The sequence below is a fragment of the Amycolatopsis samaneae genome, assembly GCF_039541975.1.
Classification (GTDB): Bacteria; Actinomycetota; Actinomycetes; order Mycobacteriales; family Pseudonocardiaceae; genus Amycolatopsis; species Amycolatopsis samaneae.
The window spans coordinates 494,272-519,386 of record NZ_BAABHG010000002.1; the positions used below are offsets into that span (position 1 = coordinate 494,272).

The window sequence follows — 25,115 nt, forward strand, 5'->3', positions numbered from 1 at the left end:
CCATGCTCGTGCTGCTCGCGAACCTGCAATCGGTGCTGATCATCTTCGCCGTCACCGGCGCGCTGTACTACTGGATCCGCTCGTGGCGCCGATCCCGCACCCCCGCGCTGCTGGCCAACGTCAAGGCGCTGGCCGCGCTGGACGTCGCGCTGCTGCTCGGCGTCGACTTCGGCGCGCCGGGCTGGCTGTTCGGGATCACCACCCTGCCGAACTACGTCGTTCACGTGCTCGGGGTGCTCGCCGCGTACTGGCTCCAGGCGTTCGTGCTCTACCTCGCCGTCCCGGTCGCCGACGTTCCTCCGAAACTGCGGACCCGTCGACGGATCTTGATCGGCTCGCAGGTCACGCTGGCGGTGCTGTACGTGCTCGGCCCGATGCACGGCGACCTGCTGCCCGCCATCACCGGTCAAGCGGGCAACCACGCGCTCGCCGTCGCCTACCTCGCCGTGTTCGAGCTGTACCTCGGCCTCGCGATGCTGGACGTGGTCCTCGTCGCCCGCCACGCCCGCGAACTGCCCCGCGGCTACCTGCGCACCGGCCTGCGGCTGCTGCGCTGGGGCGGCATCCTCGGCTTGGCCTTCGCCGTGCACAAGGCACTGACGTCGGTCGCCGTCGCGGCCGGTCTGCCGTGGTGGGCGCAGGTCATCAACGGCGTGCTGCCCGGACTGCTCACCACCGCCGCGATCCTGCTACTGATGGCCGGGATCACCGTCCCCGCCGTCGCGCCCCGGCGCCTCATGCGCCGCCACTACCGCGAGATGGAACCGCTGTGGCGAGACCTGGTCACCTTCGCACCCGAAGTGCGGTTCGAGCAGATCGGCCGGGCCGACATCACCGACCGGGTCCGGCAACGGATGACCGAGATCAACGACGTGCTGGCAGGCGCGCTTCAACCGTGGATCGACCCGGCGGTCCACGCGCGCGTCCTGGCGGAGGCCGAGGCGCGCCCCGATGCCGGCCACCCGCCCGCCGCGACGGCGCAGGCCGCGACCATCGCCACGGCCTTGGTCACCGCGGAGCACGGCGCGCCGGTCAACGCCGAGCGGCCAGTATCGTTCACCCCGGCCGTCACCATCGACTACCGCGACGAAGCCGCGTGGCTGGCCGCCGTCGCCACGGCCTATAGCACCTCACCCGTCGTCGCCCAGAGCCGCCAGGAGGCCCAGCACCATGCCGACCCAGCCCACTGAGACCGCGACCGGCGGGACCCGGCGGACACTGGCCCGGCTCGCCACCGAGGTGCTGGCTCCGTGGGTGTGGGTGCTGGGCTTGCCTTTCGCCGTCGCGTGGAAGGTCACCGATTACCACCTCGGCCGCACCATCCTGTGGGGGCTGGTCATCGGCATCACCGGCGCCGTCGTCCCCATGGCCGTCATCGTGCGCGGCGCGAAACGCGGGAAGTGGGACAGCCACCACGTCACCAACCGAGCCGGGCGGGTCGTCCCGTTCGCCGTGTGCATTACCTCGCTCGCGACCGGGTTCGCCGCCCTGCTCCTCGGCGGCGCCCCGCGCGACCTGGTAGCGCTCACCGCCGCCGAACTTGCCTGCCTGCTCGTCGCCGTGCTGGTCACCTTCGGCCTGAAGTTCAAGATCAGCATGCACGCGATCGTCGCGGCCGGAGCCACCCTCATGCTGATCAAGGTCTACGGCCCCTGGGCCGCCCTGCTCGCCCTCGGCGTGCTCTGGGTCTGCTGGTCCCGCGTCGAACTCGGCGACCACACCACCGCCCAGGTCACCATCGGCACCGCCGCCGGACTCGTCGTCGGCGGCGGTGTCTACCTCGGGCTCGCCGCGATGCTGTAGTGACCAACTCCAGTTCCCGTTCCCGACGAACGTACAGTTCGCGCCGGGCACTGACTGCTGGGTCTGCTCACCCAGTCGTGTAGCGGCTACGCTGTTAGTTGCACCTCTTCGCGGAGGGACGCCCCCGGCTGATCACCGGGGGCAACGCGAAGAAGTCGACTCCGCGAACGAAGGTGGTGGTCTTCGTGACCGATCCTGAGATGCCGTTCGGCGCACGCCTGAAGACCGCACGTCTACGTGCTGGCATGTCCCGGCCGGTTCTGGCTGGGCTCGTGGGCAAGTCCGCAGAGTGGCTGAAGAGCATCGAGAACGGGCGGCTGCTGCCGCCCCGGCTCCCAGTCCTTCTTCGGCTGGCCGAGGTCCTGGGCATCGACAATCTCGCCGAACTCACCGGCGACGAACGGATGTCGACGCCGACGTTCGGCAAGGCGTCCCATGAGTACCTTCCCGATGTCGCCCGCGCTCTCGCGACCTATCCCGTGCAGAACGGTGATGGACCTCCCGATGTGGCGGGCCTCCTGGCCCGCGTCGCGCAGGTCTGGGAGTTGTGGCACGGTACGCGTCGACACCGCAGCGCCGTCGCAAGCCTGCTGCCCGGCCTCTTGCACGACGCTCGGACGACGGTCCGGCGCGTAGACGGCGACGCCCGGCGCGCGGTGCTCGTCGCGCAGGCGCAGATCTACCACCTCACCCAGCTGTACCTGTCCTTTCAGCCAGCGCCCGAGTTGGTGACGTTGACGAGCGACCGGGCGATGATCGCAGCGCAGGACGCGGACGACCCACGCGCCATGGCGGCCGCGGCCTGGTACGTCAACCACGTGTACCGCGACGGCGAGCAGCAAGCCGAGGCGCGCGTGCAACTCGCCCACGACGCCGCTGCCCTCCTGTCCCCGGAGAGCAGCGTTGAGGATCGTGCTCTGTTCGGGCTGCTGCACCTGGCGACGGCGCTGTCGCACGCCAAGACGGGGCGCGACGGCGACGCCTGGCGGCATTGGGACATCGCCGATCAAGCGGTGAACGCGCTTCCGACCGGCTATCGGCACCCCTGGCTGATCTTCGGGCGCAATATGGTCGACGCCTACGTAATCACGATGCTGAACGATCTGATGCGGCCTGGCGACGCAGCACGCCAAGCGGAGCACGTTCACCTTGATCACATGGGCTCGGCAACACGACAGTCCTTCCACACCATCGAAGTCGCGCGGGCTTACCACCAAAATAGGGAATCCGTCGCCGCGATACATCTGCTTCGCAAAGCAGAGGAATACTCGCCGGAGACGGCCCAGTTCAACCTGTTCACTCGCGCCGCAGTGACCGACCTCGCCGAGAACGGCGGGGCGACGGTGCGCGGCGACGCGCGGGATCTCTCGCAGAAGCTCGGCCTCGTCACAGCCTGACGGAGGGGTACAAAATGTACCCCTCCGCCACCGGGCGTATCTGTACCACCTTCGTGCTGATGTGCGTCGCATCATGATCTTGTGACGGCGCGAGATGGTGACAAGCCCCCTGCCAATAGGGGCGACAAGGGTGACCGGCGTTCTGACGGCCAGGCCGACACCGATTCCACCCGCTCTGCGCCATCGCACCCGACGCGATCCCGCTCCGTGGAGCCCGGCGAGCATCGGGGATGGGCGCGGGAGCGGGTAGTGACCACCGTCAACACCCTCGGGCAAATGGTCAACATCGTCACCGGGATATCCCGTAGCCCTCATGACGGGCACCCGGTCGCTGTGATCGCGCTCGGGCCGGGCCCGTCGCTCGTGCTCGACGAGGCGTTGGTGCGGCAGATCTGCCGCAACATGCGAGCCGCTGCGGCCGACGCGGTGCGGGCGGAGTCCAGCGCGCGACTGCGGATCGACACCGCCCAGCGTGCCAGGCAGGCCGGTGCGTGATGGCCGACGAACAACCCGCCGATGAGACGCCTGTCGACGTGGAAACCGAGATCGAGCAGCGGTGGCCGAAGCTGAACAAATGGCCCGGCGCCGCGCCGAAAGACGCGAAGTATCCCACGTGGGAGCCACGATGAGCACTGCACTGATCTACATCAACCTCGATGCCGTGCACCCGATCATCAACAGTGTGTGGCACCGGACGAACATCAATCGGTTGCCGAGCTCGGGCGAGCCGATCACGATGTTGTGCGGCGCGACCGCGCCCGCCGAGTTTGAAGGCGCCGCGCACCGCGACGTGATCCGTGTGGCTCGTCAGTGCTGGGACTGCGAGCGCGTGTATCGGGAGAAGCGCGGTCTCCCGGCACCCCCGAACGGCTATCCGGAACCGGCGCATCCGGTGCCGCACCCCCGCTAGCCCCCGGTCGGCGCGGTGGCGGCTGCGCCCCGGCACCGCGTCGCCCGGGTTCCAGAATCCGGCCGCTGGCCGCACCTTCCCCGGTGTTCGGCGGCCGGGCCGGTTCACCCGTCGTGCGAGCTTGGCCCCCCGGGCGAGCACGACGGGTGAACCTCGGAAAGCGAAGGATCATGAGATAGGTGAAGAAGTGCAGATGACAGGTCACGATACGGAACTGGATATTGACCGGTCGCTCGCGGTAATCCGGCCTGTCCTCGACACGTCGCCCGCGGATGTCGAGCGCCTGCTGGCCGAACTGGACAACGTGGTGCGAACGCCGTCGTTCACGGTGGATCTGTTCGTCGGCCCGGCTACGGGCATCGCCGAGCAGATCCGGAGCACGTTGCCGCCGCGAGACCACGAGGCCGCCGGTCTCGGGTTGGTCATAGGGCTCAACAGGGCCTTCACGGCCTACAACGACGAGCACCGCGCCAGCCGGGGCACGCTCGTCCTGCTGGGCAGCCTCGCCGGGCACGACCTGGTTCGCGTTGCCCGCTCACGAAAGCGACGCATGGAACCGCAGGCTCTGCGCGCCGACTACGAGAACGGTGTCCCTGTGACGAAGTTGGCCGAGCAGTGCGGCGTGTCGCTTTCCACCATGTACCGCCGCCTTCGCCGCGCCGGGACGACGTTCGGACCGCCCGGTCCTCGCTGCGAATAAGGCCGCGCTGACCCCGGTGGGTTCAGGCGGTCGGTGGGGCCTGCTCGTCGGTCCACTCGACATTCGTCGGGCGCGCTCCGGCCGAGGCAAGGAATTCGTGGGCTGCGGCGCGGGCGTCGGTGGCGGGGATCTCCGCGTCGTCGGGGTAGTAGAAGTCGGCGCGGTCGAGGTAGTAGATCACTTCGTCCCCTTCCGGCAGCGGGTACGGCGTGCCGGTGTTCTTGCTGTAGCTCACGCTCGGCAGGCCCTCACCCGCGTAACGAAGCGTGCCGCGCTCCCCGTTGAGTCCGACGTCCATGTGCGGCTTACGCACGTCCCCTTCGGTCAGGAACTGCACCAGTTGCGGCGCACCGGCCTTGACGACGTCGTCCAGCACCGCGTCCAGCTCGGCCCCGGTCGTGACGGTCACCGGGGTCTCGGTGTGGCCTTCGTACCACGCCTGGATCATTCTCGTGCCTTTCCGATGTAGGTGTCGACCGTTGATGCGCCGTCTTCTGTCGTGCCGTAGACGGTGAGCTTCGCGCCCGGGGGCAGCACCGCGGGCAACAGGGTGTCGCACCCCATCGGTCCGGGGCAGGGCAAGTTGTTGATGGTAACGGTGACATCGTCCAGACCCGTCCGGGCCATGTGCACCGCCAGCTTGGTCTCGACGTGCGCTGCGATGGCGTAGTGGCTCATCCCGATGGACGCGAGATACCTCTCGGTGTCCTGGTAGTAGTCATCCTTCCGGCCGCTGACGATCGGCGCCGGTTCGCTTTCCCTGCCCGCGCTGGTCCACCGGCCGTGGGTCTTCTGGCCGGTGTTCTTGGCAACCGGCGGCGGTAGGTGCGCGCGGGCGGCCCGGACGTGTTCGGGTTCCTCGGACGCCTGCGCGCCGCGCACGGGCGAAGGTGGTGTGGTGTGGCTCGTCGTCGGGCCGGGCGGCGTAGCCGGTGGCGTCGGCGAACCGGTCAGGCTGTCGCGGTAGGCCGCCAGATCCGCCATGGTCGCGCGTAGCTGCGCCGCGAGCGCGTCGGCGTCGACGCGGACACTCTCGGCGCCGCCTTCGGCTTCGATGGCCTCCTGTACCCGCCTGCCCTGCCACGCTTGTGCCCAGCCCTCGCGGACCGCCTCGGCCTGGTCGCGGGCCTGCTCCAGTGCTGCCGCGGCGCGGTTCATGGCGTCGAGCGCAGCACCGACCAGGGCGACCAGCTCTTCGACGTCGGCCACAGCGCCCCTCCTGGCGGTTCACCGCCAGGATGTCACCCACCACCGACAAGAACCGGGCTACCGGTCACCGCGTACCCGGCTTCCCGTCCGGGGTGTCGTAGATCGGGACATCCGGCGAGTGCCCGTCGTCGCGGGGCAGCAGCGCGGCGGGCAGGTTCTACGCCGGGTTGTATGAGCGGCAGGCACACTTCCCCGCACGCGCGGGGTCGACGTCTTGCACCACTTGCCGCGCGCCGCCGATGGGACCAGCCCCGCCCACGCGGGGACGACAACTTGACGTCCGGCTGGGCCTGGATGTCGTACGGACCAGCCCCGCCCACGCGGGGACGACCTTACGGGGTCTTCGGCCAACGACAAGATCCTCGGACCAGCCCCGCCCACGCGGGGACGACCACCCGCGATCGGCGAGCGGGTCACGATCTGGAGGGACCAGCCCCGCCCACGCGGGGACGACACTTCCTGACCAGCAGGTTTAGAGCGCAGATGCCCGGTTTTCATTCACTTTGCCGTCATCCTTCCACGTGTTGGGTGTCGACGCGGTGACGGCGGCCGGGCCGAGGATCGCCGCACCCACGGTGATGATCCACGCGGCTGTGCCCGGATCGATGTGGACGCCGACGAGCGGGAGCACACTGACCATCACCGGAACGGTGTGTGTTCCCCGCACCTGCTCAACGCGGCTTCGGACGTCTTCGTGCTCATGCTCGCGAACGTCGAAACAGCCGAGGTGTCTGGACGGCTGAGCTGCGGACACTGCGGGGCCCGTTCGATGGGACGACTGCCAGCACCGCCGGGTCACCCCCACCTACCCTAGGCCTCTGAACTGCGGTAATGGCCTCCGACCTTTTGGTGCGTCAGCTGCAATTTGACATTCGGTGCGCTCAACGCACTGAAAGCGTCCTTCAGCACCCCGCGTGCCCCACGAAAGCCCACCGGCATCGCTCGCCGCCCCCAACGCCCCGCTCAGGACGCGGGCTTCCAGCTCAGACGATGTCACGAATGCGACATTCGCGACGCTGAACGTCGGCAAGGCGTCCTTCAGGACGTGCTTGCGCCCGTCTCGCCCTGGCGCTCATATCGCGAACGCTCCATGGGGGACGTTGAACGTCGCGAAAGTCGCTTTCGGGACACCGACTCTCCTACAGTGATGCCCGCTCGTGCCGAGGGACGCCTTCGGTGCATCCAGCGCAGCGAGGGACGCCCTTGGTGCATCCAACGCACCTAGGGCGTCCCTCGGGCGCCGCGCCGCGCTGACGGAGTGTGCACAAATGACAGGTCTCGAATGCGACATTCGCGACACCAGCACACCCCAACCGCTACCGAGAAAACCCCAATGTGGCATTCACGGACCGCGCCCTTACCCGCCCCCGGCCGCGTTCACACCCCCGCCGTCCGCACGCCGGAGATCGCGGCGGCCAGCCCCTCCGCGTCGTCCGTGCTGATCAGCAGTTCGTCGAACCGGCCGCCGTGCGCCGCCCGGTCGAGCGTGACCCGCAGCGCGGGGACCGCACGACGGACCGACACCAGTTGACGCCTCCCCGTGCCCAGCCCCCAGACGCCGACCTTCACCAGCCCGCTGACCAGGAAACCCACCCGGCCCCCGCGAGTACGCGCCAGCGGATCGCCGACGCACTCGACCGCCCGGACGGCGGCCAGTGGAACGACCAGTCCGGCGCGCCGCGCCGCGAGCCGTTCCCACCGGGAAAACCCCACGCGCAGCTCGTCACCGACGACCTCGACCACCGCCATCACGATCACCCCTTCACCCGGAGCTCTGCTCCATCTGTTCTATGAAATGTATAGCAGATATCCTAGGTGCGTGTTGCTGACCCTGGACCTCGACAGCGAGGTGCCGATCTACCAGCAGATCCGGGACCGGATCGTCGAAGCGATCGCCGACGGCGCCCTCACCGAGGGCGACACGCTGCCCTCGACCCGACAGCTCGGCACCGACCTCGGAATCAACTTCCACACCGTGAACAAGGCCTACGACCTGCTCCGCGCGCAGGGCCTGCTCCGGATCAACCGCAAGAGCGGCGCGGTGATCCGCCGGGACGCCCGCTCCGGTCCCGCCGAACCCGGCTACGCCGACGAGTGGCAGGAACGGCTGCGCACGCTGCTCGCCGAGGCCGTCGCGCTCGGACTGGACGCGGACGAGGCGAGCGGCCGCTGCGGTGCCGTGCTCGCCGCGTTCGGCGCGAAGGCGAACGCCACCTCATGACGGTGTCGACCTTTCTCGACCTCGCGCTGATCGCGTTGATCACGGTGACGTTCTGGTCGGCACCGGCGCTGGCCCGGCCCACGCTCCCCTTCGGTGTCCGGGTGCCGGGGCGACGCGCGGCCGAACCGGCGATCGTCCGGGCGCGTCACCGCTACACCCGCGGCGTCGCCCTCCTCGGCGCGCTGACCTACGCCGTGGTCGGCGCCGTTTCGCTGGGGTTCGGGCGGGAACTCCCGCCCGCGCTCGTGCTGCCAATCCTGGCCGCGTGCTGCTGCGGGCTGGGGTATCAGGCGCACCGCGCGGTCGCCGCCGCGAAACGGGACGGCGACTGGTACGCCGGCACCCGCCAGGCCGTCGCCACCGACACGTCGCTGCGCACCGATCCTGTCCGTCCACAGTGGATACTGCTGGCGCCCGCGGTGGCGCTGCTCGTGCTCACCGCCGGGATCGGCGTGTGGCGGTACGGGGCGCTGCCCCCGACCCTGCCGACCCCGAACGATCTGGTCGTGGACGCCGGACGGCGAGGCACCACAACCTTCGCCGCCGCCTTCGCCACCGTCATCGCGCAGCTCGTGCTTGTCCTGCTGATCGGCCTGCTCGCCGTCGCCCTCCCCCGCGCGCGGCCCGAACTCGACGCCGCGCGCCCGGCGGGCTCGGCCGCCCAGTACCGGGCCTACCTCGGCGGCGTACTCCGGTTGCTGTTCGTCTCGGCCTGCGGCGTCACCGCGAGCCTGCTCGTGATCTCGTTGCAGGTGTGGGAAATCCTCCCGGCTACGGTGGCCGTCACCGTCGTCGGCTACCTGCCCCTCGCCGCCGCGACGGTGGCGTGGGCGGTGTTCGCGGTCCGGGCCGGCGACGCCGGGCACCGGCTCCCCGCCGGCGAAACGGACGACGAGTCGCCGCGTGTGCAACGCGACGACGACCGCCACTGGTACGCCGCCGGGATGATCTACCTCAACCGCCGCGACCCGGCCGTCCTCGTCCACCGGCGGGCGGGCGCGGTCTGGACGCTCAACCTCGGACATCCGGTCAGCTGGGCCGTGCTCGCGGCCATCGCGCTGGTCGCGGCCCTGGCCGGGTTCGGCGTCATCGAGCTGCCCACCCGAGGTTAGGCACACCGCGGAGCGAGGTCGGCGAGCGATGACGTACTTCTGCCATCATCGCCGTTATGACCGTTCGCAAGCCGCGACACCGATCCCGGTGGCTCGGCACGGCCCGCGTGGCCCAGACAGCCTGGTTTTTCGGCAACCTCTACGAGGGCGTGGTCGGGATACCGCAACTGCTCGCGGACGCCCGGCCCCGGCGGTCCAGCGGGCTGCTCGCCGCGGGAAGTCCCGTCCGGTACTTCGCACCGACCGGACCGGCGGCCCTCGGCTCGACCGCGCTCGCGCTGTCGCGGTGCTGGAGGTCGGGCGCCGACCGGCGCGTGATCGTAGCCAACGCCGCGTGTGTGGTGTCGGCGGCGGCGCTGAGCGGCTACCTGATCCGCACGGTGAACGCGCGCCTGTTGGCCTCCGGCGAGCCGCTGCCCGAGCCTGAGCGGCACCGGCTGGTCACCACCTGGCACGCCGTGAACGGCATCCGCCTCGCCGCGCTCGCCGGGGCGCTGGCATCGCTGTCCCGCGTGATCACGAACGACCGCGGTCCTCGACCCGAGTGACGTCGCGGCGTGGACCGTGGCGTCACCAGGGCACGGTCTGACCGAACCGGTCCAGGTAGGCGATCCCGGGTGTCCCCCGCCGGGAGAGCAGGACGTCCACCACGCGCGGCACGGTCTCCTCGATGGTGAGCGGCGCGCCGGGGCCGCCGAGCGTGGTGCGGATCCAGCCGGGCGCCATCAGCACGAAGGCGCGCTTCGTGTCCGCCTGCCGCGCCGCGAAACTCCGCAGGAACATGTTCAGCGCGGCCTTGCTGCCCCGGTAGACCTCGCGCAGCCCGGTGGTGTTGTTGGTGATGCTGCCCTGGCCGGAGGACATCGCGCCGATGAGCCCGTCCGGGGTGACGAGGTCTTCGAGCGCCTCGATGACCCGCAGCGGGCCGAGCGCGTTGGTGACCATCACCTCGACGAAGTCGGCGGTGGGCACCGCGCCGATCGGGGTCTGCTCGTTGCTCGTGGTCCCCGCGTTGACGAAGAGCAGGTCGAGCCGCCGGTGCGCGAGCCGTTCGCGGAGCGGAGCCAGCTGATCGGGCTCGGTGATGTCGAGGCGCTCGACGGTGACGTGCCCGCCGGAGCGGTCGGCGAGTTCGCGCAGCGGGGTCCGGGCGGTGGTGTCGCGGACGGTGCCGACGACGTCCCAGCCCCGGTCGAAGAGTTCGGCGGCGAGGGCGTGCCCGAGGCCGCGTGACGCGCCGGCGAGCAGCGCGACCGGCCGGTCGTTGTCCGTGTCTGGTGCTGTCATTTTGTCCCCTGGGGATTCGTGGATACGTCCCCAGTCTTTCCGCGCTTCCTCGTCCGGGTCATCTTTGAAGGGCTGATCCGTAGGATTGCCTTCATGACGGGAGCGTTCATGAGCGAATCCGGCGATTTGCAGCCCGATGATGTGCGAATCATTCGCTCGCTCCAGGTCGCGCCGCGGGCCTCCTTCGCCGCGATCGCGGACGTGCTCGGCCTCACCGAGAACGCGGTCGGCCGCCGATATCGCCGGATGCGTGCCGACGGCGTCGTCCGGGTCGCCGGGATCGTCGACCCCGGCGCGCTGGGGCAGGGCAGGTGGCTGGTGCGGTTGCGCTGCCGTCCCGGCAGTGTCGCGACGATCGCCGACGCCCTCGCGCGGCGCGACGACGTCAGCTGGATCTCCCTCGGCGCGGCGGGCTCGGAGATCACCTGCGCGGTCCGGTCACGGACGCGGGAGCAGCGCGACGACCTGCTCGGCAGGCGGTTGCCGCGCACCGCGGCGGTGCTCGACATCCACGCGTCCGCGCTGCTCCGCCAGTTCGTCGGGGGCCGCGGCCACTACTGGGCCGCGCTCAGCGGAACGCTGACACCGGAGCAGGAAGCGGCGCTGGGGAACGAAGGCGGCCCCTTCACCGAAGCCCCGGTCGTCGCCAGGGAACCCGTCCGGCTCGCGCCCGAGGACGAAAAGCTGCTCGACGTCCTCGCCGGGGACGGCCGCGCCAGTCTCGTCGACCTCGGCGCGGCCTCCGGCCTCACGCCAGGACGCGTGTCACGCCGTCTGCACGCGCTGCTGGCGCACCGGGTCGTGCACATCGACGTCGAGATCGCCGCGGCGGCGCTGGGCTATCACGCGCGGGCGAACCTCTGGCTCCGCGTGCATCCGTCGGCGGTCAAAAGCGTCGGGCGGACACTGGCGAAAATGCCCGAGATCGCTTTCGCCGCAGCGGTTTCCGGGCCGCACAACCTGCACGCCGTCGCCCACTGCCGGGATCTCGACGAGTTGTTCGAGTTCACCACGGATCGGATCGGTTCCCTGCCGGGACTGGAAAGCATGGAGGTCTCGCCGGTGCTGCGGCACGTCAAGCAGGCGGGCACGCTGCTGTCCGGCGACCGGCTCGCCTAACCGTCGATCACCTGGTGGTTCCTGCTCTCGACCGCCTTGGCCTCGTGCTGGTAGCGGTTGACCTTCTCGGACTTGCGGGGCGGACGGTCGTTGGCGATCAGCACCGCGACCCACGGCAGCGGCACCGAAATGACCAGGAAGATCAGCGCCAGCCACCAGGTGTGGTAGGTCAGCCCGGCCAGGATGAGACACGGGATACGGCAGCCCATCATGATGACGTACTTCCGCTTGCGTGCCGCCAGCTGGTCGTCGTACGACGGGGCCGCCGCGGTGATGAGCACCGGGTCGGGACCGTGGGCGGGCGCGTTCACAGCACCACCTCCGTATCCCATCGTCTCACCCTGGGGGACTACCCGACAGAGGGGCCGTCGAAACGGTGCAGAGCCGCGACCGTCAGGGTCTCGACGCCGGTCCGCAGTGTCGGGTGCAGGACCGGCGCGAACTTCGCCGAGTGGTTGGACGGGATGTCCTTCTCGAAGCGGCCCTCGGTCATCGCGCTGATCACCGCCTCCGCGTCCATTCCGCCGACCAGCCAGAACACCGAGGCCGCGCCGGTCGCGGTGCCGAAGTGGCCGAAGTCCTCGCTGCCGGTCACCAGCGGCGCCTCCATCACGCGCGAGTCGCCGAAGTGCGCGCGGAACACGCCGCTCAGCTCGCCGGTCGCGGCGTCGTCGTTGCGGGTCACCGGGAAGCTCGCGATCGTCTCGATCTCCGGCGGTTTCGGCGCGCCCGCGGCCTCGGCCTCGCCACGCACGATCCGGTGCACCGCGGCGACCACGCGGTCGCGGACGGCGGTGTCGAACGAGCGGATGTTGATCTCCAGCACCGCGTCGTCGGCGATGACGTTCGCCGCGGTGCCCGCGTGCAGCGAGCCGACGGTGAGCACGGCCGAGTCGGTGGCGGCGATCTCGCGGGAGACGATCGTCTGGAGCCGCAGCACGACCGAGGCGGCCAGCACCACCGGGTCCACGGTCGTCTCCGGGCGCGAACCGTGCCCGCCGCGCCCGTGCAGGGTGACGCGCAGCGAGTCGGTGGCGGCCATGATCACCCCGGGCCGGGTGAGCACCCAGCCCGCGGGACCCGGCGTGACGTGCTGGCCGAGCACGACGTCCGGCTTCGGGGCCAGGTCGAACAGCCCGTCGGAGACCATCCGCTCCGCGCCGGCGCCCTGCTCCTCCCCCGGCTGGAAGACGACGAGGAGCGTGCCCGACCAGCTGTCGCGGCCCGCGGCCAGCAGCGCGGCGGCGCCGGTGAGCCAGGTCGCGTGCATGTCGTGCCCGCACGCGTGCATCACCGGCACGTCGCGGCCCTGCTCGTCGGCGGCCCGCGCGGTGCTCGCGTAGGACAGGCCGGTCTTCTCCTCGACCGGCAGCGCGTCGATGTCGGCACGCAGCATGACGACCGGGCCCTCGCCGTTGCGCAGGATGCCGAGCACCCCGGTCCCGCCGATGCCCGTGTGCACTTCGTAACCGTCTTGTTCGAGCCGGGCGGCGAGGATCCCGGCGGTGCGGGTTTCCGCGAAGGACAGCTCGGGGTGCTGGTGGAGGTCGACATAAAGCGCTTCGAGATCAGGCAGGGCCGCTTCGAGCGGGGCCAGGACACGTTCGTTGCTCACGTGGTCATCGTGGCAGGCTTACCGACCGTGAGCACGTTTGCCGTCCCCGGCGCCCCCGACCTGTCCGACGACGTCTGCGCGCGCCTGCGCGAGGCGTTCCAGCGCACCGGATACGACGCGGACGGTGTGGTCGCCGTCCTCGGCGGTGCCGCGCACGCCGCGCTCGGGCGCGGAGAGCCGGAGCTGGCCCACCGCGCGAGCCTCGACGCGGGCGAGCTCGGCACCCTGATCCGGCTCTTCCTGCTCGGCAGCGCCGAGCCCGCTGCCGAGGTGAAGGCGGCCTTCGCGCCGCTGAGCACCGAAGACGCGGTCGCCGCCGGGGTGCTGCGGGGCGGCGATTCCTCAGGAGACTCCTTCCGCGCGGCGCTCGACATCCGCCCGCACGGCGACGACGACGGCTCGTGGTGGGTGGTGGCCGACCTCGACTCCGACGCGCTCGGCCACGCCGTGCCCGAGGACCACGTGCTCGGTGTCGGGCACGCCTCGCTCAGCCTGATCCGGGCGACCAGCCGCCGCCCGGTGGGCAGCCTGCTCGACCTGGGCACCGGCAACGGCGTCCAGGCACTGCACGCGACCCGGCACGCACAGCGGGTGACCGCGACGGACCTGTCCGGCCGTGCGCTCGCACTGGCGAGCGCGACCTTCCGGCTCAACGAACTCGACGTCGAGCTGGCCCACGGCGAATGGTTCGCGCCGGTCGCGCGGCGGAGGTTCGACCAGATCGTGTGCAATCCGCCGTTCGTGGTCGGCCCGGCCCGCGTCGACTACACCTACCGTGACTCCGGTCTCGCCGGGGACGACGCGAGCGCGCTCGTGGTGCGCCAGCTGCCCGGTTTCCTGACCGAGGGCGGCGTCGGGCAACTGCTGGCCTCGTGGCTGCACGTGGGCGGCGAGGACTGGGGCGACCGGGTGGCGCGCTGGCTGCCCGCGGAGACCGACGCGTGGTTCGTGCAGCGGGACGTCGCCGACCCCGGTCTCTACGTCGGCACCTGGCTGCGCGACGCCGGGATCGACCCGCGTTCGCCGGAGGGGCGGGCGAAGTCCGCGGCGTGGCTGGACTGGTTCGCCGCCAACGACGTCCGTGGCATCGGGTTCGGATTCGTCACACTGCGGCGGGCGAGCGGGGTCACCCCGACGGTCGTCTGCGAGGACCTGCGGCAGGCCTACGACGACCCGCTCGGCGCGGAGGCCGGACGCTGGCTCGACCGCGTGGACTGGTTGCGCCACAACGGCGATTCGCTCCCGGATGTCCGGTTCCGGGTGCCGCCGACGGTGCTGCTGGAGTCGGTCGACGAGCCGGGCGAGGAGGGCTGGCGGACCACCATCCGGCGCCTGCACCGCACCGACGGGCCCGGCTGGCAGCACGAGGTCGACGACCTCGCCGCGCGGCTGCTCGCGGGCTGTCAGGGCGCGCTGCCGCTGGAGGACCTGATCGAGCTGCTGGCCGCCGCGCAGGGCCTCGACGCGGACGAGCTGACCGCCACCGCGTTGCCCGTGGTCCGGGAGCTGGTGCGGCACGGAATGCTCGTCCCGGTGGCGGAATGAGGGCGGTGGCGGCCAGGGTCAGCCGGGCGAGCGTGACCGTCGACGGCACGGTGACCGGCGCCATCGACGAGCCGGGTTTGCTGGTATTGCTGGGAATTCACGTCGAGGACGACGTCGCGAAGGCGGCGGTGATGGCGCGGAAACTGCACGAACTGCGGCTGCTGCGCGACGAACAGTCGTGTGCCGGCGCGGGTGCCCCGCTGCTCGTGGTGAGTCAGTTCACGCTCTACGGGGACACGAAGAAGGGCAGGCGGCCCTCGTGGGGAAAGGCGGCCCGTCCGGAGGTCGCCGAGCCGCTCGTGGACGCCGTCGTCGCCGAACTGCGCGGGCGCGGCGCGACCGTGGCGACCGGGGTTTTCGGCGCGATGATGGCGGTGGAGAGCGTCAACGACGGACCGTTCACCGTGCTCGTGGAGGTTTAGACCACACTGGATTTTCCTCCCGCGCGCGGGGGACTTCCCCGTGCGCGAATTCCCCCGGCGCTCTCAGCATTTCCCCAGGTTTCCGGTTCCAGGCCGAGTTTTCTCAGGAAAGGCTCAGCATTGGTCGAGCAACCGGTGCCGCGGTACGCCCGTCTCCTTTTCAGCGAGCCGGGAACGTTTCGGAAACCCGGCGCGTTGACCCAAGTGTCCAGCCCAAGCCGGCTGGGCCCGCGCACCGGGTTTTCCACAGGGCCCGACGCGCAGGGTGCAGACCGGCGTGACACACCGCAGCACGTTCAGCCCGTGACCGGGGAGGCAGAATGTCAGTCCAGACTCTCGAACGCGAAGCGCGCGGGATTCGCGAACGCGGGATTCCCACCCAGCAGATCGACGAACCGGCGAGCGTGGGGGCGCTCACCGACGCCGACCTCGACGCGCAGAGCCCCGCCGCCGACCTCGTCCGCGTGTACCTCAACGGCATCGGCAAGACCGCCCTGCTGACCGCGGCCGACGAGGTCGAGCTCGCGAAGCGCATCGAAGCCGGTGTGTTCGCCCAGCACATGCTGGAGACCGGGGAGAACCTCACCACCAAGCGGCGCGGCGAGCTGGCCGCGCTGGTGCGTGACGGCCACCGCGCGAAGAACCACCTGCTGGAGGCCAACCTCCGCCTCGTGGTCTCGCTCGCCAAGCGCTACACCGGCCGGGGGATGCCGCTGCTCGACCTGATCCAGGAGGGGAACCTGGGTCTCATCCGCGCGGTGGAGAAGTTCGACTACTCCAAGGGGTTCAAGTTCTCCACCTACGCCACCTGGTGGATCCGCCAGGCCATCACCCGCGGCATGGCGGACCAGGGGCGCACCATCCGGCTGCCGGTCCACCTGGTGGAACAGGTGAACAAGCTGGCCCGCATCAAGCGCGACCTGCACCAGCAGCTCGGCCGCGACGCCACGCACGAGGAGCTGGCCGCCGAGTCCGGCATCCCCGCGCACAAGATCTCCGACCTGCTCGACCACTCGCGTGACCCGGTAAGCCTGGACATGCCGGTCGGCACCGAGGAGGACGCGCCGCTCGGCGACTTCATCGAGGACTCCGAGGCCACCGACGCCGAGAGCGCGGTCATCTCCGGGCTCCTCCAGGACGACCTCCGCCGGGTCCTGGCCACGCTGGACGACCGCGAACAGCACGTCATCCGGCTGCGCTACGGCCTCGACGACGGCCAGCCCCGCACCCTCGACCAGATCGGCAAGCACTTCGGGCTCTCCCGCGAGCGCGTCCGCCAGATCGAGCGCGAGGTCATGTCCAAGCTGCGCCAGGGCGAGCGCGCCGACCGGCTGCGGGCCTACGCCAGCTGACGCGGTTGTTGGGGCGAGCTGTGCTCGCGGAGCACGCTCGCCCCAATGCGTCAGCTGGGTGTCTTTTGGGGGTCGAACCCCCAAACCCCCGCCAGGGGGCAAGCCCCCTGGACCCCCTGCCGTGGTCACCTCGTGCGCTTCACTCACTTGCTTCACTCACTTGCGTTTCGGTCTTCACCGGCGTCGGGCTTGCCTGCGGTCGAGCGCCCCAATGTGGCATTGGGTGCGCTGGACGCACCCAATGTGGCGTTCGGTGCGTTGGACGCACCGAACGCCACATTGGGGCGCATGGGGGCCGCCCGGGAGAGGAGCTCCGCGCGAGTCCCCGGGGTATATGCCGGTAAGGACCCCTTCGCGGCGCTCAACGCTGTGAAGGAGGCCTTCACGGATCGATGACCCGGCGGTGGTGATTCGATCAAGATCGGGGATCTTCGGGCGGGCGGGGTTTGAGAACTCCGGGGGCGGGGCATTGAACCGGACGGCTACACCCGTTCGGCCGCGTTGACTTCTTATGACCTGGGTCACGACACTGTCGTGTCAGGTGTCACGTTTCCGGCGGGGGTGGCACCGGGCCAGGCTTCGCGGTCGGATGTGTCCCCCACGTCCGGATCGCGCCCCCCGGGAGGTCGGGTCCGTCGGGGTGGGCCCGGCCTCCCGACCCAGCCACACACGGACTTTCCGCTACGAAGGCGCCGCTTCGGTCACCGAGGCGGCGCCTTCGATTTTCCCGCCACCGCCCGCAATTCGCGGCCCGCAAGATGCAGACGCGGTCCTGCCCTGTGACACACCGCCGGCATGCCGTATGGCACACGGTGCGCGACGGACCGGCCGGGTTGGGTACTTTGGGCGGGTTCCCGATTCGCCCGGCAAAGGAGCCGCGCTGTGGCGCCCACCACCCCGTTCCAGCACACCGAGGTCCTGCCGCTGGGCAAGGACACCACCACCGAGTACCGGCTGCTCACCACCGAAGGTGTCGAGCAGGTCGAGGCCGCGGGCCGGAAGTTCCTCCGGATCGACCCCGGGGCACTGACCCGGCTCGCGCGGACCGCGATCACCGACATCCAGCACCTGCTGCGCTCGTCACACCTCGAGCAGCTGCGCGCGATCGTCGACGACCCCGAGGCCAGCGGCAACGACCGGTTCGTCGCGATGGACCTGCTGCGCAACGCCGCCATCTCCGCCGGCGGGGTGCTGCCGATGTGCCAGGACACCGGCACCGCGATCGTGATCGGCAAGCGCGGCGAGGGCGTGCTCACCGGCGGCGATGACGAGCGCGCGCTGTCGCGGGGGATCTTCGACGCCTACCAGGAACTCAACCTGCGGTACTCGCAGATGGCGCCGGTGAACTTCTGGGAGGAACGCAACACCGGCACCAACCTGCCCGCCCAGATCGAGCTGTACCACAAGGATGGTCAGGACGACCCGGCGTACGAATTCCTGTTCATGGCCAAGGGCGGCGGCAGCGCCAACAAGACTTTCCTTTACCAGGAAACGAAAGCCGTGCTGAACCCGAAGCGGCTCGCCCGGTTCCTCGACGAGAAGCTGCGGAGCCTCGGCACCGCGGCCTGCCCGCCGTACCACCTGGCGATCGTGGTCGGCGGCATGTCCGCGGAGTTCAACCTCAAGGTCGCGAAACTCGCGTCGGCGCGGTATCTGGACACGTTGCCGCGGACCGGTTCCGAGCTGGGCCACGCCTTCCGCGACACCGATCTCGAACAGCAGGTGCTGGAGATGACCCGGCAGTTCGGGATCGGCGCGCAGTTCGGCGGGAAGTACTTCTGCCACGACGTCCGCGTCATCCGGCTCCCCCGCCACGGCGCCTCGTGCCCGGTCGGGATCGCGGTGTCCTGCTCGGCCGACCGCCAGGCGAAGGCGAAGATCACCGCCGACGGCGTGTTCATCGAGCAGCTGGAGCGCGACCCGGCGCGGTTCCTGCCGGAGGTCACCGAGGACGACCTGTCCGACGAGGTCGTCCAGGTCGACCTGAACCGGCCGATGACCGAGATCCGCGCGCAGCTGTCCGAACTTCCCGTCAAGACCCGGCTTTCGCTGACCGGGCCGCTGGTCGTCGCGCGCGACATCGCGCACGCGAAGATCGCCGAGCGGCTCGACGCCGGCGAGGAGATGCCGCAGTACCTCAAGGACCACCCGGTGTACTACGCGGGCCCGGCGAAGACCCCGGACGGGTACGCGTCCGGGTCGTTCGGCCCCACCACGGCCGGGCGCATGGACTCCTACGTCGCGCAGTTCCAGGCCGCGGGTGGCTCGCTGGTCATGCTGGCCAAGGGAAACCGGTCCCAGCAGGTGACCGCCGCCTGCCGCGAGCACGGCGGGTTCTACCTCGGCTCGATCGGCGGCCCCGCGGCCCGGCTGGCCAAGGACTGCATCCGCAAGGTCGAGGTGCTGGAGTACCCCGAACTCGGCATGGAAGCGGTGTGGCGCATCGAGGTCGAGGACTTCCCCGCCTTCATCGTCATCGACGACAAGGGCGACGACTTCTTCGCGGCCACCTCGGAACCGGTGCTGCAGATCAGTTTCCGCTGAAACCGCGGATCTCGCCCGGCCGTCCACAATGGCCGGAAACGGCCGTCGAGGCGGTGCGCACCGAGGCCGGACCGGTGGACGCCGGGCTCGCGGAGCGGTTCCAGGAACCGCTCCGCGAGCCCGGCGCGCTGAACTACCGGGGCTGGATTACTTCGGCGGGGAGTGCTTGAGGACGACGGTCCGCTCGCCCAGCGGCGCGGCCAGGGGCACCGAGATCACCGGGTAGCGGATGTCCATGGTGCACATCTGGCCCGTCTGGGCCTTCGTCTCGCTCAGGTCGACGACGACGCGCTGCGCGGTCTGCTCGATCGCCGAGCCGAGCGCGTGCCCGCAGCCGCCCTCCTGGGCGCGGATGTTCAGCACGGCCCCGCCGTTGGCGGTGTACGCCTCGTGCGGGAATCCCGATGGCAACGCACTGACGTCGAGTTTGCCCGGCGGCACCGGGGTACTGCCCTCGGGAACCTCGAGGCGGGGCTTGCCGGGCGGGTTCGCGTGGGGCGATTCGGGCGGTTTGGCGCCCGGTGACGCGGACGGTGACCCGGATGGCGCCGTCGAGGGCGACGCGCTGCCGCTGGGGGCCGCCGCGCCGTCGCTGGTCGCTGGCTTCGCTGTCGTGGTGTGACCGCCGCAGGCCGTCGCGAACACGAGGACCAGGCCTGCACCGGCCAGCTTCGCTGTGTACCTCATGCCCGTAAGGACGGAGCGGGGTCCGCCCCGGGTTGCACCGGATCCTGGATCCACGCGTTGCGGATCGCGTGCAGCGCCAGCTGGAAGCGGTTGGCCGAGCCGGTGCGGCGCATCAGGTTCTCCAGGTACCGGAACAGGGTCCGCCTGCTCACGCCCATCGCGCGGGCCGCCTGGTCGTCGGTCAGCCCGGCCGCGAGCAGGCCGAGCAGCCGTCGTTCGCTGGGCCGCGCCGAGGATCCCGGGGCGTCGGCGGCGATCCCCAGCGGCAGCGCGGCCCGCCAGCACATGTCGAACAGCCCGATCAGCGCGTCGAGCAGGCCGCACGGGCGGATCAGCAGCACCGAGGAGCGGTCCGCGCCGCTCGCCGGCGAGACCACCGCGTAGTCGTCGTCGACCAGGAGCAGTTTCACCGGAACCTCCGGCAGGATCCGGGCCTGTTCCCCGGCCTTTCCGCACGGCAGGACGTTTTCGGCGAGGTATTCGGGTCTTTCCAGGGCGAGCCGTCCGTAGACCGCGCGGTAGCGGACGCCGCGCGCGAGGTTCTCCAGCTCGACCTCGTTGGCGTCGGCGTCGGCGTAGTAGGGCGGCGAATCGAGACCACGCACCTCCGTGCGGGCGGAGCGTTCCAGCCGGCGCACGCGTTCGGCCGCGGCCGGTCCGCCGATCACCTCGACGAACTGCCCGGCGCGGTCGGCGCCCGGGCTCCGGCGACGCCGGTCGAAGGCGTGGGTGACGGCGATCCGCGCGCGGGCGAGGTCGGCTTCGCGGCGCCGGACGAGCGCCGCGAGCGCGAGCTCCGGGGGCAGCGCGACGACGGACTTCTCGTCGCCCTCGGCCGGGCCGGCCAGCCCGTGCTCGACCAGCACGGCCAGGCAGCGCAGGACTTCGGCGACGTCCCGGCCCGCCGCCGCGGCCAGGGTTCCCGGTGCGGCGGGTCCCGACGAAAGTAGGTGCAGATAGGTTTCCGCCTCGTCCTCTTTGAGACCGAGAGTCCGGAGATGACCGATTGAGTCCGGGACCATCCGGGCCTCCTCGACCGCGCGAATCGACACTTTTGCGCCACTGACACGACGACGTCACCGGCGGGAACCCACGCACTGTATACAACGTGACATCGATGGGTTATCCCCATTCGGATGAATCTCCCCTTGGAGGGTTCATGTCCCGTTCCGCTCGAAGATTCCTTGCCACGGCGGCCTTCTCCGCACTGGCACTGACCGCTCCCGCGTTGCCCGCGTCCGCCGCGCCCTCGGCACCGGCGGCCGCGCACCCCACCGCCTACACCTGCGACCAGCACGTAAAGCCAGGCATGGCAACGTGTTTCGCGCAGCGACAGACCGACACGATCCGGGCCCGGCTGGCCCCGAACGCCGCGCCGAGCGGCTACGGACCCACGGACCTACGCTCGGCGTACAACCTCACCGCCAGTGGAAGCGCTTCCGCGACAGTGGCCATTGTGGACGCCTACGACGACCCCAACGCCGAATCGGACCTGGCGAGCTACCGCTCCACCTACGGCCTGCCCGCGTGCACCACCGCGAACGGATGTTTCAAGAAGGTCAACGAACACGGGCAGACGAGCCCACTGCCCAAGGCGGACACCGGCTGGGCCGGGGAGATCTCACTCGATCTGGACATGGTTTCGGCGATTTGCCCGAACTGCCACATTCTTCTCGTCGAGGCGGACCAGCCGTCGATGGAGGATCTGGGGACGGCGGTGAACGCCTCGGTTTCGCTGGGCGCGAAATACGTGTCGAACTCCTACGGCGGCGGTGAGGACGGCAGCGAGAACACCTACGACACCAGCTACTTCCAGCACCCGGGGGTGGCGATCACCGCGAGCACGGGCGACAGCGGTTACGGCATCAGCTACCCGGCTTCGTCGCAGTACGTGACGGCCGTCGGCGGTACGTCGTTGTCGCGGAGCAGCGGTGGCCGCGGCTGGTCGGAAAGCGCGTGGAACGGCGCGGGCAGCGGCTGCTCGACGAGCGTGCCCAAGCCGTCGTTCCAGAACGTCACCACCGGCTGTGCCAAGCGGGCGAACGCCGACGTGTCCGCCGTCGCCGACCCGCAGACCGGCGTCGCCGTCTACCAGACCTACGGCGGCAGCGGCTGGGCCGTCTACGGCGGCACCAGCGCGTCCGCACCCATCATCGCCTCGGTCTACGCACTCGCCGGCACCCCCGGCACGTCGGACACTCCCGGCGCGTATCCCTACGCGCACACCGGAAACCTCTACGACGTGACCACCGGCAGCAACGGCAGCTGCCCGACTTCCGTGCAGTGCAACGCCGGTCCCGGCTGGGACGGCCCGACCGGGCTCGGCACCCCGAACGGGACGGCGGCCTTCACCAGCGGTGGCGGCACGCCCGGCACGGTGACGGTCGCGAACCCCGGCGGCGAAACCGGCGTCGTTGGCACGGTGGCGAGTGTGCGGCTTTCGGCGTCCGGCGGGTCCGGCGGCTACACCTGGACCGCGACCGGGCTGCCGCCCGGCCTCGCGATCGGCGCCGCGAACGGGCTGATCTCGGGCACGCCGACGACCGCGGGCACCTACTCGGTCACCGCGACCGCCAAGGACGGCGGCGGGCTCACCGGCAGCACCACGTTCTCGTGGACGATCACGACGCCTGGCGGGAACTGCACCGGCCAACTGCTGGGCAATCCCGGCTTCGAGAACGGCACCAGCCCGTGGACCGCGAGCAGCGGCGTCGTCAGCACCGCGTCCGCGGGTGAGGCACCGCATTCGGGCAGTCACGTGGCCTACCTCGACGGCTACGGCAGCACGCACACCGACAGCGTTTCCCAGTCGGTGACCATTCCGGCGAACTGTCACGCGGCGCTGTCGTTCTGGCTGCACATCGACACCGCCGAGAGCGGTTCGACGGCGTACGACAAGCTCACCGTGAAGGCGGGCTCGAAGACGCTGGCGACGTACTCCAACGCCGACGCCGCCTCCGGCTACCAGCAGCACACGCTCGACGTGTCCTCGCTCGCCGGGCAGACCGTCACGATTTCCTTCACCGGCACGGAAGACGCGTCGCTCCAGACGTCGTTCGCGCTGGACGACACCGCGCTCACGCTGAGCTGATCCCACGGTCCGTGGGGGCCTCCTTGAGGGACTCCAGGTCCCTCGGGGAGGCCCCCACGGACGTTTCGCGGGCCGTCCGACGAAAGTAGGCGCGGCGGGGATTTCCGTCTCGTCCCTTTTGCGGCCGGTATTCGCCGGATGCCCGATCGAATTCGGGACCATTCGGGAATCGCCGGGACGGGCGGGCTGTCCCGATCGCGACAGTGACACCCGTGCGCCACCGCGACCCCGCGAGGAGTTGTACAGATCGGGACACCGTTGGTTATTCCCCACCGGCAGACCCCTGGAGGGTTCATGTCCCGTTCCACCCGAAGGATCCTCGCCACGGCGGCGTTCTCCGCCCTGGCACTGACCATGCCCGCGCTGCCCGCGTCCGCCGCGCCCTCGGCACCGGCGGCGCATCCGACCGCCCATGTCTGCGACCAGCACGCGAAACCAGGCATGGCAACGTGTTTCGCGCAGCGACAGACCGACACCACCCGGGCCCGGCTGGCCCCGAACGCCGCGCCGAGCGGCTACGGACCGTCCGATCTGCGTGCGGCGTACAACCTGACCGGTACGGGAAGCGCTTCCGCGACAGTGGCCATTGTGGACGCCTACGACGACCCCAACGCGGAATCCGACCTCGCGACCTACCGGTCCACCTACGGCCTGCCCGCCTGCACCACGGACAACGGCTGTTTCAAGAAGGTCAACCAGAAGGGCCAGTCAAGCCCGCTGCCCAAGGCGGACACCGGCTGGGCGGGCGAGATCTCGCTCGACCTCGACATGGTTTCCGCGATCTGCCCGAACTGCCACATCCTGCTCGTCGAGGCGGACCAGCCGACGATGGACGATCTCGGCACCGCGGTCAACAGCGCCGTGACCCTCGGCGCGAAATACGTGTCGAACTCCTACGGCGGCGGCGAGGACGGCAACGAGAACACCTACGACACCAGCTACTTCAAGCATCCCGGTGTCGCCATCACCGCCAGCACCGGCGACAGCGGCTACGGCATCAGCTACCCCGCGTCCTCGCAGTACGTGACGGCCGTCGGCGGCACCTCGCTCACCAAGGGCGGTGGCGATCGCGGCTGGTCCGAGACCGCGTGGAACGGCGCGGGCAGCGGCTGCTCGGGCAGCGTGCCCAAGCCGTCGTTCCAGAACACCGACACCGGCTGTGACAAGCGGGCCGTCGCCGATGTGTCCGCCGTAGCGGACCCACAGACCGGCGTCGCCGTCTACCAGACCTACGGCGGCAGCGGCTGGGCCGTCTACGGCGGCACCAGCGCGTCCGCACCGATCATCGCCTCGGTCTACGCACTCGCCGGCACCCCCGGCGCGTCCGACACTCCCGGTGCCTACCCGTACGCGCACACCGGGAACCTGAACGACGTCACCGAGGGCAGCAACGGCTCCTGTGACGCCCAGCAGCAGTGCAACGCCGGTCCGGGCTGGGACGGTCCGACCGGGCTCGGCACCCCGAACGGGACCGCCGCGTTCACCGCCTGAGCTGATCCGGTGGTCCGTGGGGGCCTCCCTGAGGGAACTAGAGTCCCTCAGGGAGGCCCCCACGGAGCGTCGTCAGCCCCGGCGCAGGACGACCTTGCGGGGCCCGATCGGCGCGGTGAGCGTGACCGGCAGGGAGATCTCCCGGACATGGTCCGGGCAGATCTGGCTGCGCGCCGCGCGCACCACCGTGACCAGCACGACCACCTGGCGGTCGTCCTGCTCGGTGACCCGGGCGTCGACCTGGTCGCAGCCGCGCTGCTCCTCCTGGACGTACAGCGTCTTCCCGCCGTCGCCCGCGGCGACCGGACGCGGGTAGCCGTCACCCATCCCGCTGCTGTCGACTTGGGTCGCGGGCAGGGCCGTGTCGCCCGCCGGGACGCCCTGGGTCGGCCGGCTCTGACCCGGCGGGGCGCCGGGCAACGTGCCGGGCGGGGCCATCGGCGGGGTGGCCGACGTCGACGGCGGCGCCGTCGACGAGGGCGGCGGCGAGGCCGAATCAGTGACCTTCGCCGGGAGCGTCGACGGCGCCTCGCCCTGACAGGCCGCCGCCAGCACCAGCACCGCGCCGATCCCGAGTACCTTCACCGCGTTCCGCATATCCTCCAGACGG

General features: G+C 70.5%; 26 protein-coding genes. 16 read left to right on the forward strand and 10 right to left on the reverse strand.

Annotated elements, in window-relative coordinates; all coding sequences use genetic code 11:
- The first annotated feature begins 2 nt into the window (after positions 1-2).
- From ABD987_RS05515 to ABD987_RS05540, 6 genes are all read left to right on the forward strand, one after another.
- A complete protein-coding gene (locus ABD987_RS05515; protein ID WP_345387602.1) occupies positions 3-1,190 on the forward strand; it encodes an MAB_1171c family putative transporter in 1,188 nt (395 codons plus the stop codon).
- Positions 1,171-1,803 (forward strand): phosphatase PAP2 family protein, encoded by a 633-nt coding sequence (locus tag ABD987_RS05520; RefSeq protein WP_345387605.1) that lies wholly within the window; start codon positions 1,171-1,173, stop codon positions 1,801-1,803. Before ABD987_RS05515 ends, ABD987_RS05520 begins: the two co-directional genes overlap by 20 nt.
- 185 nt (positions 1,804-1,988) lie before the next feature.
- Positions 1,989-3,200 carry a helix-turn-helix domain-containing protein gene (locus tag ABD987_RS05525; protein ID WP_345387607.1) on the forward strand — a complete coding sequence of 404 codons (1,212 nt, stop codon included), beginning with the start codon at positions 1,989-1,991 and terminating at the stop codon, positions 3,198-3,200.
- Positions 3,201-3,449: 249 nt separating this feature from the next.
- Entirely contained in the window at positions 3,450-3,695 is a 246-nt protein-coding gene (locus ABD987_RS05530; protein ID WP_345387609.1) for a hypothetical protein, read from the forward strand.
- Between the two features lie 130 nt (positions 3,696-3,825).
- A complete protein-coding gene (locus ABD987_RS05535) occupies positions 3,826-4,110 on the forward strand; it encodes a hypothetical protein (RefSeq protein ID WP_345387611.1) in 285 nt (94 codons plus the stop codon).
- A 193-nt stretch (positions 4,111-4,303) separates the two neighbouring features.
- On the forward strand, positions 4,304-4,810 hold the full coding sequence (locus tag ABD987_RS05540) for a hypothetical protein (RefSeq protein ID WP_345387613.1): 507 nt from the start codon (positions 4,304-4,306) through the stop codon (positions 4,808-4,810).
- A gap of 22 nt (positions 4,811-4,832) precedes the next feature.
- On the opposite strand, the gene ABD987_RS05545 is transcribed toward ABD987_RS05540, so the two are convergent.
- The 4 genes from ABD987_RS05545 to ABD987_RS05560 all read right to left on the reverse strand — a co-directional run bounded on the left by ABD987_RS05545 (position 4,833) and on the right by ABD987_RS05560 (position 7,768).
- Positions 4,833-5,258 carry an Imm1 family immunity protein gene (locus tag ABD987_RS05545; RefSeq protein ID WP_345387615.1) on the reverse strand — a complete coding sequence of 142 codons (426 nt, stop codon included), beginning with the start codon at positions 5,256-5,258 and terminating at the stop codon, positions 4,833-4,835.
- Positions 5,255-6,019, reverse strand: a complete 765-nt coding sequence (locus ABD987_RS05550) for a DddA-like double-stranded DNA deaminase toxin (protein ID WP_345387617.1) — start codon at positions 6,017-6,019, stop codon at positions 5,255-5,257. Before ABD987_RS05550 ends, ABD987_RS05545 begins: the two co-directional genes overlap by 4 nt.
- A gap of 472 nt (positions 6,020-6,491) precedes the next feature.
- Complete coding sequence (locus ABD987_RS05555) at positions 6,492-6,659, reverse strand: hypothetical protein (protein WP_345387619.1); 168 nt, start codon at positions 6,657-6,659, stop codon at positions 6,492-6,494.
- Positions 6,660-7,396: 737 nt separating this feature from the next.
- A complete protein-coding gene (locus ABD987_RS05560; RefSeq protein ID WP_345387622.1) occupies positions 7,397-7,768 on the reverse strand; it encodes a hypothetical protein in 372 nt (123 codons plus the stop codon).
- Between the two features lie 70 nt (positions 7,769-7,838).
- Between ABD987_RS05560 and ABD987_RS05565 the strand changes: the two genes are divergently transcribed.
- The 3 genes from ABD987_RS05565 to ABD987_RS05575 are packed head-to-tail and all read left to right on the forward strand — an operon-like array spanning position 7,839 to position 9,900.
- Positions 7,839-8,240 (forward strand): GntR family transcriptional regulator, encoded by a 402-nt coding sequence (locus tag ABD987_RS05565; protein ID WP_345387624.1) that lies wholly within the window; start codon positions 7,839-7,841, stop codon positions 8,238-8,240.
- Positions 8,237-9,352: a DUF1648 domain-containing protein gene (locus tag ABD987_RS05570; RefSeq protein ID WP_345387627.1), complete on the forward strand. Its 1,116-nt coding sequence runs from the start codon at positions 8,237-8,239 to the stop codon at positions 9,350-9,352. The genes ABD987_RS05565 and ABD987_RS05570 overlap by 4 nt, the downstream gene beginning before the upstream one ends.
- 56 nt (positions 9,353-9,408) lie before the next feature.
- Entirely contained in the window at positions 9,409-9,900 is a 492-nt protein-coding gene (locus ABD987_RS05575) for a DUF1772 domain-containing protein (protein ID WP_345387629.1), read from the forward strand.
- A gap of 22 nt (positions 9,901-9,922) precedes the next feature.
- Here the strand turns inward: ABD987_RS05575 and ABD987_RS05580 are convergent, their stop codons facing one another.
- Complete coding sequence (locus ABD987_RS05580; protein WP_345387631.1) at positions 9,923-10,639, reverse strand: SDR family oxidoreductase; 717 nt, start codon at positions 10,637-10,639, stop codon at positions 9,923-9,925.
- Positions 10,640-10,732: 93 nt separating this feature from the next.
- Here ABD987_RS05580 and ABD987_RS05585 point away from each other — a divergent pair, with 93 nt between their 5' ends.
- The gene (locus ABD987_RS05585) at positions 10,733-11,758 is read left to right on the forward strand and encodes an Lrp/AsnC family transcriptional regulator (protein ID WP_345387633.1); all 1,026 of its coding nucleotides are present in this window, start codon (positions 10,733-10,735) and stop codon (positions 11,756-11,758) included.
- On the opposite strand, the gene ABD987_RS05590 is transcribed toward ABD987_RS05585, so the two are convergent.
- Together ABD987_RS05590 and ABD987_RS05595 are read right to left on the reverse strand one after the other, a co-directional pair.
- Positions 11,755-12,090 carry a DUF3099 domain-containing protein gene (locus ABD987_RS05590; RefSeq protein ID WP_345387635.1) on the reverse strand — a complete coding sequence of 112 codons (336 nt, stop codon included), beginning with the start codon at positions 12,088-12,090 and terminating at the stop codon, positions 11,755-11,757. The genes ABD987_RS05585 and ABD987_RS05590 overlap by 4 nt on opposite strands.
- Positions 12,091-12,107: 17 nt before the next feature.
- Complete coding sequence (locus tag ABD987_RS05595; protein WP_345387637.1) at positions 12,108-13,373, reverse strand: amidohydrolase; 1,266 nt, start codon at positions 13,371-13,373, stop codon at positions 12,108-12,110.
- A gap of 27 nt (positions 13,374-13,400) precedes the next feature.
- Here ABD987_RS05595 and ABD987_RS05600 point away from each other — a divergent pair, with 27 nt between their 5' ends.
- The 4 genes from ABD987_RS05600 to ABD987_RS05615 all read left to right on the forward strand — a co-directional run bounded on the left by ABD987_RS05600 (position 13,401) and on the right by ABD987_RS05615 (position 19,236).
- Positions 13,401-14,918: a DUF7782 domain-containing protein gene (locus ABD987_RS05600; protein WP_345387639.1), complete on the forward strand. Its 1,518-nt coding sequence runs from the start codon at positions 13,401-13,403 to the stop codon at positions 14,916-14,918.
- Positions 14,915-15,340, forward strand: coding sequence for a D-aminoacyl-tRNA deacylase (gene dtd, locus ABD987_RS05605; RefSeq protein ID WP_345387641.1), 426 nt, complete (start codon positions 14,915-14,917; stop codon positions 15,338-15,340). The genes ABD987_RS05600 and dtd overlap by 4 nt, the downstream gene beginning before the upstream one ends.
- 320 nt (positions 15,341-15,660) lie before the next feature.
- Positions 15,661-16,692 (forward strand): sigma-70 family RNA polymerase sigma factor, encoded by a 1,032-nt coding sequence (locus ABD987_RS05610; RefSeq protein ID WP_345387643.1) that lies wholly within the window; start codon positions 15,661-15,663, stop codon positions 16,690-16,692.
- An 882-nt stretch (positions 16,693-17,574) separates the two neighbouring features.
- Entirely contained in the window at positions 17,575-19,236 is a 1,662-nt protein-coding gene (locus ABD987_RS05615) for a fumarate hydratase (protein WP_345387645.1), read from the forward strand.
- Positions 19,237-19,383: 147 nt separating this feature from the next.
- Here ABD987_RS05615 and ABD987_RS05620 read toward each other — a convergent pair whose 3' ends face one another.
- Entirely contained in the window at positions 19,384-19,923 is a 540-nt protein-coding gene (locus tag ABD987_RS05620; RefSeq protein WP_345387647.1) for a hypothetical protein, read from the reverse strand.
- The gene (locus ABD987_RS05625; protein WP_345387649.1) at positions 19,920-20,945 is read right to left on the reverse strand and encodes a helix-turn-helix domain-containing protein; all 1,026 of its coding nucleotides are present in this window, start codon (positions 20,943-20,945) and stop codon (positions 19,920-19,922) included. Before ABD987_RS05625 ends, ABD987_RS05620 begins: the two co-directional genes overlap by 4 nt.
- A gap of 137 nt (positions 20,946-21,082) precedes the next feature.
- Here ABD987_RS05625 and ABD987_RS05630 point away from each other — a divergent pair, with 137 nt between their 5' ends.
- Together ABD987_RS05630 and ABD987_RS05635 are read left to right on the forward strand one after the other, a co-directional pair.
- Positions 21,083-23,014: a putative Ig domain-containing protein gene (locus tag ABD987_RS05630; RefSeq protein WP_345387651.1), complete on the forward strand. Its 1,932-nt coding sequence runs from the start codon at positions 21,083-21,085 to the stop codon at positions 23,012-23,014.
- A 294-nt stretch (positions 23,015-23,308) separates the two neighbouring features.
- Positions 23,309-24,505, forward strand: a complete 1,197-nt coding sequence (locus ABD987_RS05635; protein WP_345387653.1) for a S53 family peptidase — start codon at positions 23,309-23,311, stop codon at positions 24,503-24,505.
- A gap of 72 nt (positions 24,506-24,577) precedes the next feature.
- Here the strand turns inward: ABD987_RS05635 and ABD987_RS05640 are convergent, their stop codons facing one another.
- Positions 24,578-25,102, reverse strand: a complete 525-nt coding sequence (locus ABD987_RS05640) for a hypothetical protein (protein ID WP_345387655.1) — start codon at positions 25,100-25,102, stop codon at positions 24,578-24,580.
- Between the last annotated feature and the right edge of the window lie 13 nt (positions 25,103-25,115).

What these genes read in the sequence shown, in the direction of transcription:
- ABD987_RS05540 (WP_345387613.1), top strand. Translation starts at nt 4,304, where the DNA reads ATGACAGGTCACGATACGGAACTGGATATTGACCGGTCGCTCGCGGTA.
- ABD987_RS05520 (WP_345387605.1), top strand. Translation starts at nt 1,171, where the DNA reads ATGCCGACCCAGCCCACTGAGACCGCGACCGGCGGGACCCGGCGGACA.
- ABD987_RS05555 (WP_345387619.1), bottom strand. Translation starts at nt 6,659, where the DNA reads ATGGTCAGTGTGCTCCCGCTCGTCGGCGTCCACATCGATCCGGGCACA.
- ABD987_RS05545 (WP_345387615.1), bottom strand. Translation starts at nt 5,258, where the DNA reads ATGATCCAGGCGTGGTACGAAGGCCACACCGAGACCCCGGTGACCGTC.
- ABD987_RS05625 (WP_345387649.1), bottom strand. Translation starts at nt 20,945, where the DNA reads ATGGTCCCGGACTCAATCGGTCATCTCCGGACTCTCGGTCTCAAAGAG.
- ABD987_RS05535 (WP_345387611.1), top strand. Translation starts at nt 3,826, where the DNA reads ATGAGCACTGCACTGATCTACATCAACCTCGATGCCGTGCACCCGATC.
- ABD987_RS05610 (WP_345387643.1), top strand. Translation starts at nt 15,661, where the DNA reads ATGTCAGTCCAGACTCTCGAACGCGAAGCGCGCGGGATTCGCGAACGC.
- ABD987_RS05635 (WP_345387653.1), top strand. Translation starts at nt 23,309, where the DNA reads ATGTCCCGTTCCACCCGAAGGATCCTCGCCACGGCGGCGTTCTCCGCC.
- ABD987_RS05640 (WP_345387655.1), bottom strand. Translation starts at nt 25,102, where the DNA reads ATGCGGAACGCGGTGAAGGTACTCGGGATCGGCGCGGTGCTGGTGCTG.
- ABD987_RS05560 (WP_345387622.1), bottom strand. Translation starts at nt 7,768, where the DNA reads ATGGCGGTGGTCGAGGTCGTCGGTGACGAGCTGCGCGTGGGGTTTTCC.
- ABD987_RS05515 (WP_345387602.1), top strand. Translation starts at nt 3, where the DNA reads ATGCTCGTGCTGCTCGCGAACCTGCAATCGGTGCTGATCATCTTCGCC.
- ABD987_RS05575 (WP_345387629.1), top strand. Translation starts at nt 9,409, where the DNA reads ATGACCGTTCGCAAGCCGCGACACCGATCCCGGTGGCTCGGCACGGCC.
- ABD987_RS05630 (WP_345387651.1), top strand. Translation starts at nt 21,083, where the DNA reads ATGTCCCGTTCCGCTCGAAGATTCCTTGCCACGGCGGCCTTCTCCGCA.
- ABD987_RS05580 (WP_345387631.1), bottom strand. Translation starts at nt 10,639, where the DNA reads ATGACAGCACCAGACACGGACAACGACCGGCCGGTCGCGCTGCTCGCC.
- ABD987_RS05620 (WP_345387647.1), bottom strand. Translation starts at nt 19,923, where the DNA reads ATGAGGTACACAGCGAAGCTGGCCGGTGCAGGCCTGGTCCTCGTGTTC.
- ABD987_RS05585 (WP_345387633.1), top strand. Translation starts at nt 10,733, where the DNA reads ATGACGGGAGCGTTCATGAGCGAATCCGGCGATTTGCAGCCCGATGAT.
- dtd (WP_345387641.1), top strand. Translation starts at nt 14,915, where the DNA reads ATGAGGGCGGTGGCGGCCAGGGTCAGCCGGGCGAGCGTGACCGTCGAC.
- ABD987_RS05590 (WP_345387635.1), bottom strand. Translation starts at nt 12,090, where the DNA reads ATGGGATACGGAGGTGGTGCTGTGAACGCGCCCGCCCACGGTCCCGAC.
- ABD987_RS05570 (WP_345387627.1), top strand. Translation starts at nt 8,237, where the DNA reads ATGACGGTGTCGACCTTTCTCGACCTCGCGCTGATCGCGTTGATCACG.